Source organism: Pelagibacterium halotolerans (genome assembly GCF_044811015.1).
Taxonomy (GTDB): domain Bacteria; phylum Pseudomonadota; class Alphaproteobacteria; order Rhizobiales; family Devosiaceae; genus Pelagibacterium; species Pelagibacterium halotolerans_A.
The window spans coordinates 1990864-2003705 of record NZ_CP085243.1 but is presented as its reverse complement, the minus strand read 5'-3'; the positions used below and the strand labels follow the sequence as shown (position 1 = coordinate 2003705).

At 61.2% G+C, this 12842-nt stretch carries 14 protein-coding genes; 3 read left to right on the top strand and 11 right to left on the bottom strand.

Features of this window, described 5'->3' with window-relative positions; genetic code table 11:
- Position 1: 1 nt before the first annotated feature.
- From LG281_RS09815 to LG281_RS09805, 3 genes are all read right to left on the bottom strand, one after another.
- Entirely contained in the window at positions 2–985 is a 984-nt protein-coding gene (locus LG281_RS09815) for an ABC transporter permease (RefSeq protein ID WP_404400160.1), read from the bottom strand.
- A gap of 71 nt (positions 986–1056) precedes the next feature.
- Positions 1057–2634: an ABC transporter substrate-binding protein gene (locus LG281_RS09810; protein ID WP_404400158.1), complete on the bottom strand. Its 1578-nt coding sequence runs from the start codon at positions 2632–2634 to the stop codon at positions 1057–1059.
- 614 nt (positions 2635–3248) lie between these two features.
- Positions 3249–3611: a VOC family protein gene (locus LG281_RS09805; RefSeq protein ID WP_404400156.1), complete on the bottom strand. Its 363-nt coding sequence runs from the start codon at positions 3609–3611 to the stop codon at positions 3249–3251.
- A 189-nt stretch (positions 3612–3800) separates the two neighbouring features.
- On the opposite strand from LG281_RS09805, the gene LG281_RS09800 reads away from it, so the two are divergent.
- Positions 3801–4253 carry an RrF2 family transcriptional regulator gene (locus tag LG281_RS09800; RefSeq protein ID WP_404406691.1) on the top strand — a complete coding sequence of 151 codons (453 nt, stop codon included), beginning with the start codon at positions 3801–3803 and terminating at the stop codon, positions 4251–4253.
- 100 nt (positions 4254–4353) lie between these two features.
- Here the strand turns inward: LG281_RS09800 and nagA are convergent, their stop codons facing one another.
- The 6 genes from nagA to znuC form a co-directional block, all read right to left on the bottom strand.
- Positions 4354–5508 (bottom strand): N-acetylglucosamine-6-phosphate deacetylase, encoded by a 1155-nt coding sequence (gene nagA, locus LG281_RS09795; protein ID WP_404400154.1) that lies wholly within the window; start codon positions 5506–5508, stop codon positions 4354–4356.
- The gene (locus LG281_RS09790) at positions 5505–6536 is read right to left on the bottom strand and encodes an SIS domain-containing protein (protein ID WP_404400152.1); all 1032 of its coding nucleotides are present in this window, start codon (positions 6534–6536) and stop codon (positions 5505–5507) included. Before LG281_RS09790 ends, nagA begins: the two co-directional genes overlap by 4 nt.
- A gap of 16 nt (positions 6537–6552) precedes the next feature.
- Positions 6553–7305 (bottom strand): GntR family transcriptional regulator, encoded by a 753-nt coding sequence (locus LG281_RS09785; protein WP_404400150.1) that lies wholly within the window; start codon positions 7303–7305, stop codon positions 6553–6555.
- A gap of 150 nt (positions 7306–7455) precedes the next feature.
- Positions 7456–7854: a Fur family transcriptional regulator gene (locus tag LG281_RS09780; protein ID WP_404400148.1), complete on the bottom strand. Its 399-nt coding sequence runs from the start codon at positions 7852–7854 to the stop codon at positions 7456–7458.
- On the bottom strand, positions 7851–8660 hold the full coding sequence (locus LG281_RS09775) for a metal ABC transporter permease (protein WP_404400146.1): 810 nt from the start codon (positions 8658–8660) through the stop codon (positions 7851–7853). Before LG281_RS09775 ends, LG281_RS09780 begins: the two co-directional genes overlap by 4 nt.
- The gene (gene znuC / locus LG281_RS09770) at positions 8653–9468 is read right to left on the bottom strand and encodes a zinc ABC transporter ATP-binding protein ZnuC (protein WP_404400144.1); all 816 of its coding nucleotides are present in this window, start codon (positions 9466–9468) and stop codon (positions 8653–8655) included. The genes LG281_RS09775 and znuC overlap by 8 nt, the downstream gene beginning before the upstream one ends.
- A 148-nt stretch (positions 9469–9616) precedes the next feature.
- Here znuC and znuA point away from each other — a divergent pair, with 148 nt between their 5' ends.
- On the top strand, positions 9617–10657 hold the full coding sequence (gene znuA, locus LG281_RS09765) for a zinc ABC transporter substrate-binding protein ZnuA (RefSeq protein WP_404400142.1): 1041 nt from the start codon (positions 9617–9619) through the stop codon (positions 10655–10657).
- A 106-nt stretch (positions 10658–10763) separates the two neighbouring features.
- Here znuA and LG281_RS09760 read toward each other — a convergent pair whose 3' ends face one another.
- Both LG281_RS09760 and LG281_RS09755 read right to left on the bottom strand, forming a co-directional pair.
- Positions 10764–11252, bottom strand: a complete 489-nt coding sequence (locus LG281_RS09760; protein WP_404400140.1) for a hypothetical protein — start codon at positions 11250–11252, stop codon at positions 10764–10766.
- A 70-nt stretch (positions 11253–11322) separates the two neighbouring features.
- Positions 11323–11736, bottom strand: a complete 414-nt coding sequence (locus tag LG281_RS09755; RefSeq protein ID WP_404400138.1) for a GFA family protein — start codon at positions 11734–11736, stop codon at positions 11323–11325.
- Positions 11737–11824: 88 nt separating this feature from the next.
- Between LG281_RS09755 and LG281_RS09750 the strand changes: the two genes are divergently transcribed.
- The gene (locus tag LG281_RS09750; protein WP_404400136.1) at positions 11825–12580 is read left to right on the top strand and encodes a helix-turn-helix transcriptional regulator; all 756 of its coding nucleotides are present in this window, start codon (positions 11825–11827) and stop codon (positions 12578–12580) included.
- Positions 12581–12842: the final 262 nt, after the last annotated feature.

The window sequence follows — 12842 nt, the reverse complement described above, 5'->3', positions numbered from 1 at the left end:
CCTAGTGCCCCCGTGCCGTGCCGCCGATCCTCAGGCGCGGGTCGACGACGTAGTAGAGGATATCCACGGTGAGGTTGATCACCACAAAGACGAAGGCAATGAACATGAGATAGGCTGCCATCACCGGCACGTCGACGACGGCGACAGAGTTGATGAAGAGCGAACCGACCCCCGGCCATTGAAAAACCGTCTCGGTGATGATCGCAAACGCGATGACCGAGCCAAGCTGGAGTCCGGTAATGGTGATGACCGGCACCAACGTATTCTTGAGCGCGTGACCGAAATTGATGGCGCGACTCGAAAGTCCGCGCGCCTTGGCGAATTTGATGTAGTCGGTCCGCAAAACTTCGAGCATTTCCGCGCGCACAAGCCGCATTATGAGCGTCATCTGGAAAAGCGAGAGCGTGATCGCCGGCAGGATGAGCGAGCGCAGCCCGGATTCGGTCAGGAGACCTGTTCGCCACCAGCCAATCTGCACGGTCTCGCCGCGCCCGAACGAGGGTAGCCATTGCAGTTCGACCGCAAAGATGTAGATGAGCGCGATGCCGATCAGAAAGGTCGGCAGTGAGACGCCGACCAGCGACCCGGTCATGATCGCGGCGGTCGAGAGTGTCTTGGGCCGGAGCGCGGCGAAGACGCCGAAGGTGAGACCGAAAACGAGCGCCAGAAGCGCCGAGGCGAAGGCCAGCTCGATCGTCGCGGGCAGGCGCGAGAGGATGAGTTCGGTCACCGGCTGCTGGAGCCGGTAGGAAATGCCGAACTGCCCCTGCACCGCATTGGCGATGAAGCGGAAGAACTGGACGTAGAACGGATCGTTGAGCCCGAGTTGCTGCCGCAGAGCATCGCGGTCGGCGATGGAGGCTTCCTGCCCCACCATCGAAGCGATGGGATCGCCGACATAACGGAACATCATGAAGGCAATGAGCGCGACGACGAGCATGACAAGGATCGACTGCCCGAGCCGCCGCAGGATGAAGGCCAGCATGGAATGTGGTCTCCGTGAAAAAAAGAACCGCCGCGCAGCAGCGCGCGCGGCGGCTCAATGCGACAAGGCCGTTATTCGAACGTGACCGAAGTCATCGAAGGCTGGTTTTCCGGATGCACCGGCAGCGTGATGTCGTCGCGCATGGCGTAGGCCAATACCTGGTTGTGAATCGGCAGGAAGACGTGGTCCTCCTGAACCTGCGCCCAGATCTCGGCGATGAGCGCATCGCGCGCTTCGAGATCGGTCATCGTGCCGAGCTGCTCGATCTTCTCATCGAGTTCGGGATTGGAATAGAGCCCGATATTGTAGTCGCCATACTCCTCGCCCTTGGTGTGCACCAGATCGTTGAAGTTATAGGCCGAATCGAAGGTCGGTACGCCCCAGCCCAGGAGATAGAAATCCGTCTCGTTATTGAGGATGATTTCCGCGTGCTGGGCGATCGGACGGCTGGCGAGCGTCGCGTCGATGCCGATCTGGCCGAGCATGCCGACGACAGCTTGCGCGATGGCTTCGTCGTTGACATAGCGGTCGTTCGGGGTATCGAGGGTGACCGAGAACCCGTCCGCATAACCGGCTTCAGCCATCAGCTCGCGGGCGTGATCGAGATCGGTCGGCGGGCAGGCGTCAAGTTCCTCGGTCCAGCCGTTGACGAAGGGCGGGACGTTGACGCAGGTCGGGATCGACTGGCCGCGCATTACCACCTGCTGGATGGCATTGCGATCGACAGCGAGCGACATGGCTTCGAGCACGCGCGTGTCTGCGAACGGGTTGGCGTCGGTGATGTTCGAGGAAGCCAGCGGCTCGTCGGTCATTTTGTAGCCGAAATAGATTGTCCGGTTTTCCGGGCCGGTTACGATCTTGAACCCATCCGAAGACGAAAGCCGCTCGACGTCCTGAACAGGAACGTCCTGGACGATGTCAACTTCGCCCGAAAGCAACGCAGCAACGCGGGTCGCCGCCTCGGCAATGGGCAGATAGACGACCTCCGTGACCTCCGGGGTTTCGCCCCACCAGCCTTCGTAATATTCGAGCACGGATTCGACGTCCGCCTCGCGCGAGACGAGTTTATAAGGGCCGGTACCGTTGGTGTTACGGACGGCGTAATTATCTTCGCCCGCGCTATAGTTTTGCACCTCGACCACGTCATGCTCTTCGGACCAGTCCTGATCCATGATAAACGTGTTGGTGACGTTATTGGGATAAAGCGGAGACGGCCCGTTCATCTGAACTTCGACGGTGTAGTCGTCGACGGCGCGTACATCGGCGATATCGGCGTGCAACTGGCGCATGTTGGAGTTTTCCGACCGCGCGCGGTTAAGCGAGAAGACAACGTCTTCGGCGGTGAAATCATTCCCGTTATGGAAGGTGACACCCTCGCGCAATTCGAACACCCAGACGGTGTCGTCACCGTCCTTCAAATACCAGTCGGTTGCTAGCCGCGGGATAAGGTTGCCCTCGAGGTCGCGGATCAGCAGCGTTTCGTAGATGTGGTGGTTGAAGGTGTGGTTGGTGCCCAGGTTCTGGGCGTGCGGATCGAGCGTTGTAGCGTCGGCGGCCCGCGCCCAGCGGACGGTCTCCGCGCTCGCGGCCGATACGAGCATGGACGAGGCAAGCAGCGCTGCCGCAATGCCGGTCAGTTTGATTTGCATATGATGTTTCCCCTTCCGATGGTCCACCACCCGGACATGTTTGCCCATGCCTCGGGTGGCGGTTAATCGAAAAGAGCACGCTATCGGTGTGCCCGGCCAAATCGAAATTCAATGGTCCGTGTCAACGAGCCAGCGATGTCGACGGTACGGTCAGTCCAATAGACGCGCTCTCTTGATCGACGTGCAGGGATAGTCGTTGTGCATGATGATCCTCCCTGCGACTTGGGGCCGGCAACGCCGGGAATCCGACGTTGCATGCCGAGCCCGCAACAAAGCGACTTTTTTGTAATTGCGCAATGGGTATGTGGGCGACCTTTGCGTCAACTTTCCTGCCCTTTCTTGACCGTGTGGTCAAAAATGCCAAGGATTTCTGGGAAAGTTCGGCGTACCGTGCGGTACGATTTGCCGAAAATTAGGGCATGATTTTTTCGTTGAACGTATGGTGGGCAGTGGGCTGTAGGTAAATTTGGGCAACTGGGTGGCCGTTCCCGACCGAGAATTGATACGGGATCGGTCAGATATCCTGTACGTTGCGTGCTAGGTGTGTTCAGTACCGGCGTTTTGCAGTGCGCTCTTTTCGCGAGAATGGAAGGAGGCGCTACGGGCCAGGTTCATTATGGGAGTCCGCCAGGATTTGCAGGCTCCCAAAGCTCGATCGGATTACCTTCGGGGTCATGGATTCGCGCGAAACGGCCCACTTCTGGCGAGTCCCACTCGTCCCGTGTCTCCACCGGAATTCCGGCGATGACGAGATCGGCAATCAGCGCATCGAGATCGGTAACGCGGAAATTGAGCATGAACTGCTGGCTGTCGCGCCCGAAGTAGTCGGTGTCCTTCCTAAAGGGCGCAAAGACCGTGGGGCCAGCCTGCTGGCTCCACAACTCGGTCACGCCCAAATGGTCCTGATACCAGGATGCCAGGGCCTTTGGATCGCTGGCCCTGAAAAACACCCCACCCAGGCCTGATACTGTGGCCATCGTCGTTCCCTTTGTGGGTGAAGGAAAGCTATTTGGCGCACAAGCGGTTGATCGCGTCAATACGGTGCCCCCCCATGGAGGGAGCAACGGCGTGGCGGGAAGGATTGGAGTTGAACCCTGTCCTGTCTATGAGTATGACAAAACGCCTTACATCCTGCCATGCATCCGGATCGGTGACCGCGCGTGTCGATGATTTCCCAAAAGTCCCGCTATGCTTTACGTGCCCTCGTGGCGCTGACGCGGGCCGGGCACGGGAACAGCCTCATGATCTCGGAGATCGCGGTGGACCAGGATATTCCCAAGAAGTTCCTTGAGCAGATTTTGCTCGAATTGAAACGCAACGGGATCGTCATGTCCAAGCGCGGCAAATCCGGCGGCTACCTTCTGCTCAAGGAGCCTGCGGACATTAGTTTCGGGGAAGTCCTGCGCATCATCGATGGCCCCATTGCGCCGCTACCGTGCCTATCCAAGATCGCCTACCGCCGCTGCAAGGACTGCAAGGACGAGGACGAGTGCGAAATCCGGCACGTCTTCGCTAAGGTGACCGACGCGACCCGCGCGGTGCTCGACCGGACGACGCTTGCCGACGCGGTGGGTGAGATCGATCTGATCGCGAAGATGGATCGGGTTACGACTCTCTAGAGCGTTTCCAGAATAAGCGGGTACCACTTAGTCGGTTCGGAAAGGCGACAAAACAAGGACTTAGAGCTCCTAGATTGGTTCTATCAAAACAGGAAGAGCTCTAGCCGACCACCCTGTCTCCATCGATCCAGACGCCGGTGATATCGAGATCCTCAGTAAGATGTATGAGGTTCGCTCGGGCACCGGCTTTCAAGTGCCCTATTTCGCCCTGCCGTCCGATAGCCTGGGCGGGATAGAGCGATGCCATTCTGAATACCTCGTCGAGTGGTAAATCCAACATTTTATGCAAGTAGCGTACCGCATCGATCATGGTGAGATCCGCGCCTGCCAGCGTGCCGTCCGCGAGCCGTAATGCGCCGTTGGCGCGGACGATCTCGCGCCCGTTCAAGGTGAAGCTACCCAGATCGGTTCCTATGGTCGACATCGCATCGGTGACGAGGAAGATGCGGCCCGGCCCGGCCTTGGCGCGTAGCGCGATACCGATACTTGCAGCGTCGACATGGATGCCGTCGGCGATGAGTCCCGCCCAGACGCCGGATATGAGCGCCGCGCCGACGAGGCCGGGCTCGCGGTTGCCTAACTGGCTCATGGCGTTGAACAAATGCGTCACCATCGTTGCGCCGGCGGAAAAAAGCGCAAGGGCATCGTCGCGGCGCGCATCGCTGTGGCCAATGCTGACAACAATCCCGGATTCGGCTAGCGCCATGACTTGTTCGGGCGTGACGGATTCCACAGCGACTGTGGTCAGGAGCGTCGAGAGGCCTGCTTTGGCGGCGATCAGCCGTGCAACGTCCTCAGGCGCCATGGGGCGAATGAAATCGGGGTTATGTGCACCTTTGCGCGCAACCGAAAGGTGCGGGCCTTCCATATGCAACCCGGCGAAGCCCGGAACACCCTGCTTCTGGGCTACCATACCAGCCTCCAGCGCCTTCTGCGTTACCTCGGGCGTATCGGTGATGAGCGTGGGCAGAAGTGCGGTGGTGCCGAAGGGGAAGTGGGCCGCGCAGAGCGTTGCGATGTCGTCGGCGTCGGTGTGCTCGTTAAAGAGCACGCCTCCCCCGCCATTGACCTGCAGGTCGACGAACCCGGGGACGATCATGCCGCCGTCGAATTCGGTTCGGAGGAAGTTGCCGAAATCGTCCTCGTCGGAGGCGATCTGATCCACGGTTCCGTCCCGCAGCACGAGCGCGCGGCCTTGATGCCAGCTTTCGCCGTCGAAGATCGCGGCGCCAGAAAGAATGTTGCCGGTACTCATAGCGTGGATGTGACCTTGCGCAGATGCGGGGGTGTATCGGGGTTGAAGCCCCGATGACGCGCCAGCGCTTCGATGAAGCCGTAGAAGCTCACGACGAGCGCGATCGGGTCCGTCAGCGGATGGCGCGTGCGTGCAACCGGAAGCGCGGTTCCGGCATCCGGCGCATCATCGGTAACGAACACCTGTCCGCCCTGGCCGGCAAGTTTGCCGCAGGTTTCGAGGATCGATGCTCGGGCTTTGTCGTTGGCGCATAGCGCCAGCACAGGGAACCCTTTCTGGACGATGGCCGCGGGACCGTGCAGCACCTCGGCGGCCGAATAGGCTTCCGCGTGCAGCCCCGAGGTTTCCTTGAATTTGAGCGCCGCTTCGGCGGCAATGGCCGCCCCAGGTCCACGGCCAACGACATAGAGCGAGTTGGAGCCCTCGAGCGCAGCAACAAGGTCCGACCAGTCGCACGCAAGCGCAGCTTCGAGCGCCCTGGGCAATGCGGCGAGGGCGTTGAGCAGCGCCGTATCCTTTTTCCACTGCGCGAGAATCGCGAGCCCTGCCACAGCGGAGGTCACGAACGTCTTGGTCGCGGCGACGGATTTTTCCTCGCCCGCGCAAATATCGATGACATGATCGGCGGTATCGGCCAAGGGCGAGGCGGGCGTGTTGGTGATCGCGATGGCGACCGCGCCGCTGCGTTTTGCACTTTCAAGCATCGCGACGATGTCCGGGCTCTTGCCCGACTGCGAAATACCAATGGCGCCGGCGCGTTCGAGTATGAGGTCCACACCGTAGATCGAGGCAATTGAAGGGCCGATGGAGGCGACAGGGATGCCCGCTGTCAGCTCGCACGCATATTTGAGATAGCTCGCTGCGTGATCGGACGACCCGCGCGCGATGGTCGCGACGAGCCGTGGATCGGCAGAGTCAAGCGCGCCGGCGGCGGCTTTGAAAGCGTCCGCTCCAGTCTCGAGCAGCCGGGCGGTCACAGCAGGGATTTCCGTGATCTCGCGCTTCATATGGGTCATGTGTTCGGACAAGGATTGCCTCCGTGGGTCACAAATTTTGTAATCTCAGTTCGGCGACGAAATCGTAGGCGTCGCCGCGATAGATCGAGCGGGTGAACTCCACGATCCGCCCCGAGGCGAGGTAGGACGTGCGTTCGATCCTGAGCGCCGCTGCGCCGGGCGCCGTCTCCAGCATTCTGGCGTCGGACGCGCCGAGATTCATTGCGGCGATGCGCTGGATGGCGCGCACGGGGCGGTTCCCCGACGCATCGAGCACCGCATAGAGCGACGATGTGACAATCGACGGATCGGGCAGGATCGAGGCGGAAAGCGATGCACGCTCGACCGCCAGCGGCGTGCCGTCGGCGATGCGCAGCCGCGCGATGCGCGCGACACGTTCGTCATTGGAAAGTCCCAGCACGACGGTTTCTTCCGGCGAAGGTGGGTAAAGGCCCCGGTCGAGCCAGGTCGAGCGCAGCTCCAGCCCGCGCCGTGCCATATCCTCGGTGAACGAAGTGAGGCTCGAAAGCGATTGCTCGACATGGGTCACCTTCGGGGCGACGAAGGTCCCTGAGCCGTGACGCTGGACGAGCACGCCCTCGCGCACGAGATCTTCGACCGCCTTGCGCACGGTGACCCGGGAAACGCCGAGGCTCGCGGCCAGTTCACGTTCCGATGGCAGCGCCTGTCCGGGCGCGGCAAGGCCGGCATCAACGGTTTCCGCAATGGCGCGGCGCAGGCGCAGATAGAGCGGGCCGCCGCCGGCGCTGCGCCGGAAGATGTCGCCTATCGTATCCTCCATTACGTGTCTCCAGTGGGGATGGCCGGCTCATTGTGGTCTTGCGCGCTATAATACCAATAAAATACCATTGGCCAAGCCTTGCAGGACAAAATGGCGCGCGGTAGAGGAAATCGCGCGCGGGCGTCCTGCTGGTTGGGATGCGGTGGCGCGTCAGGCCGCTTGAGCGGCACAGGCCTTGCACGCGCCACGGATTTCCATGGTGGTGCGGCTGGTAACGAAGCCCTCGCGGTCCGCCCATTGGGCGAGCCGGTCACGCACCACGTCGTCGGAAAACTCCGAGACCTGACCACATTTTTCGCAGATGGCGAAGGCGATGAGCCCCGAGCTGTGGCAATGGGGATGCGCGCAGGCGACGAAGGCATTGAGGCTTTCGAGCCGATGGGCAAGGCCCATGTCGAGGAGCTTGTCGAGCGCGCGATAGATCTGCAGAGGCGCCCGCAGTCCGTCATCGCGCAACTCGTCGAGAATGGCATAGGCGCTCATCGGCGCGTCGGCCTTTTCGAGCTGGCCGAGTACCAGTGCCTGATTGCGGGTCAGTTCCTGAGTCACGACTTGAGTTCCTTGTTGCGCCAATCGAGCGGTATCATCGAAGTCACTGCGAAAACCCCGAGCGCCGCGACGACGATGGTCGGTCCGGATGGGGTATCGAAATGGAACGACGCCCACAATCCGGCGAGCACCGCCGCGATTCCGCCGAGGACGGCGTATAGTGCCATGGCTTCGGGTGTGCGCGCCAGCCTCCGTGCAGCCGTCGCGGGGATGATCATCATCGCCGTGATCAGAAGGACCCCGAGGATTTTCATCGCAATCGCGATCAATCCTGCCAGAAGCACGGTAAAAATCAGCGTGTTGCGCTCGGGGTTCAAACCTTCCGCCTGCGCGATTTCCGGACTGACCGTGCCCGCGAGCAGGGGGCGCCAGAGCCACGCGAGAACGCCGAGAACCGCAATGCCGCCGCCATAAATGATCGCAAGGTCGGCAACCGATACCGCCAGTATGTCGCCGAACAGGAGCCCCATGAGGTCGACCCGGACATGGGGCATGAGCGAGACCATGACGAGCCCTAAAGCAAGCGCGGAGTGGCTTAAAAGCCCAAGGAGCGAGTCCGCGGAAAGCGTGCCGCGCCGCTGCAGAAACGCGAGAATCAGCGCCACGACGATCGCGATTACGAAGACGCCGGCCACCGGTGAAATCGAGAAAAACAGTGCCAGCGCAACACCGAGAATGGCAGAATGCGCCATGGTATCCCCGAAATAGGCCATGCGCCGCCAGACGATGAAACTGCCCAACGGCCCGGTGACGGCGGCAAGTCCGACACCGGCAATGAGTGCGCGGGTGAAAAAACTCTCAAGCATGGTCGCGCGTCTCCGTGGCATCGGTGTGGTCGTGATCGCAGTGCGGGCTGTGGTGATGATGGTCGAAATGCAGATGGCCGGCCGCGTCGCGTACCGTCCCATCGGGCAGGTGTGTGTGGTCGTGGTGGTGCCGGTAAACGGCCAGCGTTTCGGCCGCGCGCGGGCCGAAAAGTGCGGCATATTCCCCGCTCGCGGCTACCGCGTCGGGCGTGCCCGAGCAGCAGACGTGGCCGTTGAGGCAGATAACCGTATCGGTGCGCGCCATCACCACGTGCAGATCGTGCGAGATCAGGAGAACGCCGCAGCCGGTCTCGTCTCGGATTTGGCCGATGAGGTCGTAAAGTGCTACTTCCCCTGAAAAATCAACGCCTTGTACCGGCTCGTCGAGAACGAGAAGGTCAGGTTTACCGATCAATGCCCGCGCAATCAGCGCACGCTGGAATTCCCCACCCGAGAGTGCTTGCACGGCCGCCTCGCCGAGATGGGAGATACCGACACGCGCGAGCACATCCGCGATCGCCTTGGCCGGTTGGCGTTGCGTCAATTGCATCAGACGGTTGACTGTCATTGGCAATGAGCGGTCGAGCGCAATCTTCTGGGGCACATAGCCGACCTTGAGCCCAGGTGCTTTCCATACGCTGCCTTCATCGGGCGCTATGATGCCGAGCGCGGTCTTGACCGTGGTCGACTTGCCCGACCCGTTCGGACCGATCAGCGTGACGATTTCACCGCGCGCCAACGAGAGACCGACGCCGCGCACAAGCCATCGACCGTCGCGGCGGACGCCGACATTATCGAGCCTAACCAATTGTGATGAAATCTCTTTTATCCCGTGCACCGGTTGCAAAGCCTCGGCCGATAAAGTGTCAACTGGGTGGTTGCGTCACTCAATACATAGCGTTATAGAGTTACGTTATCAAACGTTATGTCATAACATTATTGTGCAAGGATTCCCCATGTTCAAGCGCGCCGCCCCCCTTATTACCCCTGCCTTTATCGCTCTTGTGACGAGCCCTGCTGTCGCCGCGCCTAACGTCGTTGCCTCGGTCAAGCCGATCCATTCGCTTGTCGCCGCCGTCATGGAGGGGGTGGGCGAACCGGCGCTGCTGGTCGACGGCGCGGCAAGCCCTCATGGGTTTTCCCTCAAGCCATCCGACGCCGCAGAGCTTGAGGATGCCGATCTGGTCTTCTGGGTGGGCGAAGGGCTCGAAGCGTTCCTGCCGGGGCCGCTCGAAACGCTTGCAGGCGATGCAACTGCGGTGGAAATGATGGAAATTGAAGGACTTACAGTTCTTGAAACCCGCGAGGGCGGGCTTTTTGAAGGTCATGATCACGATCACGACAATGAAACAATCGATGATCATCACGACGGCAACGATGACCACGATGACCATCACGATGACGCCGGGGACGAGCACGGCCATGACGAGGACGGGCACGACCACGAGGAGCATGCCCATGACGAGCATGATGAGCATGGCGGTGTTGACGCGCACATCTGGCTCGACCCGCAGAATGCTCGCCTGATGGTCGCCGCGATTGCTGATGCGCTGATCGCCGTCGATCCGGAAAACGCGGAAACCTACAATACGAACGGACTTGCGCTCTCCCAGGAGCTTTCCGCTCTCGAAGACGAGATTTCCGCGACCCTGGCACCGTTCAGGGGCACGCCCTACTTCGTCTTTCATGATGCCTACCACTATTTCGGCGCGCGCTTCGGCATCGAGGCGACGGGCAGCTTCACGGTCAACCCGGAGATCGCGCCCGGCGCGGGACGGCTCGCGGAGATCGAAGAGACGCTGAACGAGACCGGCGCGACCTGCGTCTTTACCGAACCGCAATTTTCGCCCGCCGTGGTCGAAACCATCGCCGAAGCAACCGGCGCGAAGGTTGGCGTGCTCGATCCGCTGGGCGCGGATCTCACCGACGGGCCGGGCCTCTACCCCGAACTGATGCGCGACCTGGCTTCCAACCTCGCCACGTGCCTGTCCTCCTGAGCATACACAAAGGGGCCTTCCAAACCGGAAGGCCCTTTTCCTTTAAATCTTAAAGGCAATGCGGTCAGGGGAGATAACTCCCCCGGCGCGCAGAAACGCCCGGCGATCAGTAGCAGCTACCGTCCTGCGCCAGCGATCGGCCCAGCCGGTTGGCGATGGAATCGAAGTCCGGGACATCTATCGCGGGGTAGGTCAGCCGCACATTGGCGGTCTGTTGCCCGTCGCAGGTCGCAATCGATTTGGCATAGAAGATATGCCCGCCCCGTGCGCCACCCCAGGCCGCCCAGTCGGGCGTCTCCGATCGGTAGGTGATGGCCCAGCCCTCGGCTTCGTCATGCGCAATGCGCTCGCGCATTTCATTTGAAAAATCGCCGCCGGCAACCGGGCCGCCCCAGACGAGAATATGCGCGCGGCCATTTTCGGCACGGAAGAGCCTGCCGTCGCCATCGACATCGGCCGGCCCCTCGGCTGAATAGCCGGGAGGAATATCGACGCCCGCGCCAAAACGCGGATTGGTATAGCGCCCCCAGTCCGCGGCAAACGCGGGCAGGGCACAAAGGGCAGCGAAACCAGCCAAGGCGAAAAAGCGACTCATGATGCCGGAAATTGCCCCGCGATTGTGGCGGGCGCAAGGGAGGATAAAGCCCTATTTGCCACTGCCCTTTCTACGGCGCTTGCGGCGGCATTTTCGGAAATGCCGGCAGACTTTCGTCGATTGCGTGCCAGCTCGGCGCGGAATCGACGTAGATCTGCATCTGTGGCATCAAATCCGCCGTGTCATCGAGCGCCCCGAGCTTGATGGGGATGAACGGTTCGTGGGCAGGGATACTCCACAAGGGCGTACCGCATTCGCCGCAGAACGCGCGTGCGACGACCGCTCCACTGTCGCCCTTCCGATGGAAGAGCTTCACCTCTCCCGCCACAACGTCGAGGGCGTTCCTCGGGGTCAGGGCCACGTAGTTCGGCCCGCCGCCCGATGCCTTCTGGCAATCGGTGCAGTGGCAACTTCCGATGCCGATGAAAGGCTCGGTAACTTCAAATCGGATTGCTCCGCAGGCGCATCCGCCGGTCCTTGTCATGATTTTCTCCTGACCTTGGGCATTTGTCCTCCGATAGCGTTGCCATGCTGACACCGTTATGGCAGCAGTCTGTCAGCGGGAGAAGAAATTGCGCCGTACGGATCGTCTGTTCCAGATCATACAAATCCTGAGATCGCGCCGGCGGCCCGTAACGGGACGTGACCTTGCCGACGAACTCGAGGTCTCTTTGCGAACGCTATACCGCGATATGGCCGAACTCACGGCACAGCGGGTGCCCGTGAAAGGCGAAGCCGGGACGGGATACGTACTGGAAGACGGCTACGACATGCCGCCGCTCATGCTGACCGCGGATGAATTGGAGGCGGCCGCTCTCGGAGCCGCCTGGGTCGCCGCGCATGGAGACATATCTCTTGCCCGGGGTGCGAGGGATCTCGTTGCCAAGTTATCTGACGCAATTCCTGCCGAGTTGCGGCCCCTCATTCTCGATGCCGGCCTACGGCCTGTTTCGTTCAGGCCCAAAATCCCGGAACGCTTCGACGGTGGTGAACTGCGCCGCGCAATTCGAGAGCGGCGAAAGCTGTCGATCGTTTATGAGGACAAGAACGCGCAATCGTCCAAACGGATCATTTGGCCGCTGTTCATGGCCTATATGGACGAGGTGCGCATCATCGTCTCCTGGTGTGAAACACGGCAGGACTACCGCCATTTCAGAACTGACCGGGTGCAGGCCCTCGAAGGGATGCCGGACAGATATCCGGGACGCCGCGCGGTTCTGATCAAGAGATGGAAGACCTTCCAGGAACAGTCCGGCTATAGGCTCCGCGCGCAAAGTCCAGCCGGAAATTCGCTTGCGCGGCCCTTCGAGTCGGACGAGCCGGTCTGACGGTCTCTCTCCTGGTGTCCCGTGTCACTGAAATTGAAGGGTTGCCAGCCCTCTCCGCCGTCATCACCCGGCTTATCCGGGCTCTCCAGAGCAGCGTCTGCGCCAAGCGCGGCGTTGTGAAGAGTCTTCCGCGCGCCGGACGGCGCGCCGCTGGATCACCCGAACAAGCCGGGTGATGACGGCGGTGGGGGTATGGGAGGGTGATGACGGTGGGAGGGTGGCTGGCAACCCCTCAATTCCAGTGACGCGCGTTACTGGTTCC

Excerpts from the sequence above, each read along its gene's own strand:
- znuA (WP_404400142.1), top strand. The coding sequence starts at position 9,617 with ATGTTCAAGCGCGCCGCCCCCCTTATTACCCCTGCCTTTATCGCTCTT.
- LG281_RS09775 (WP_404400146.1), bottom strand. The coding sequence starts at position 8,660 with ATGCTTGAGAGTTTTTTCACCCGCGCACTCATTGCCGGTGTCGGACTT.
- LG281_RS09800 (WP_404406691.1), top strand. The coding sequence starts at position 3,801 with ATGATTTCCCAAAAGTCCCGCTATGCTTTACGTGCCCTCGTGGCGCTG.
- nagA (WP_404400154.1), bottom strand. The coding sequence starts at position 5,508 with ATGAGTACCGGCAACATTCTTTCTGGCGCCGCGATCTTCGACGGCGAA.
- LG281_RS09755 (WP_404400138.1), bottom strand. The coding sequence starts at position 11,736 with ATGACAAGGACCGGCGGATGCGCCTGCGGAGCAATCCGATTTGAAGTT.
- LG281_RS09815 (WP_404400160.1), bottom strand. The coding sequence starts at position 985 with ATGCTGGCCTTCATCCTGCGGCGGCTCGGGCAGTCGATCCTTGTCATG.
- LG281_RS09760 (WP_404400140.1), bottom strand. The coding sequence starts at position 11,252 with ATGAGTCGCTTTTTCGCCTTGGCTGGTTTCGCTGCCCTTTGTGCCCTG.
- LG281_RS09785 (WP_404400150.1), bottom strand. The coding sequence starts at position 7,305 with ATGGAGGATACGATAGGCGACATCTTCCGGCGCAGCGCCGGCGGCGGC.
- LG281_RS09805 (WP_404400156.1), bottom strand. The coding sequence starts at position 3,611 with ATGGCCACAGTATCAGGCCTGGGTGGGGTGTTTTTCAGGGCCAGCGAT.
- LG281_RS09810 (WP_404400158.1), bottom strand. The coding sequence starts at position 2,634 with ATGCAAATCAAACTGACCGGCATTGCGGCAGCGCTGCTTGCCTCGTCC.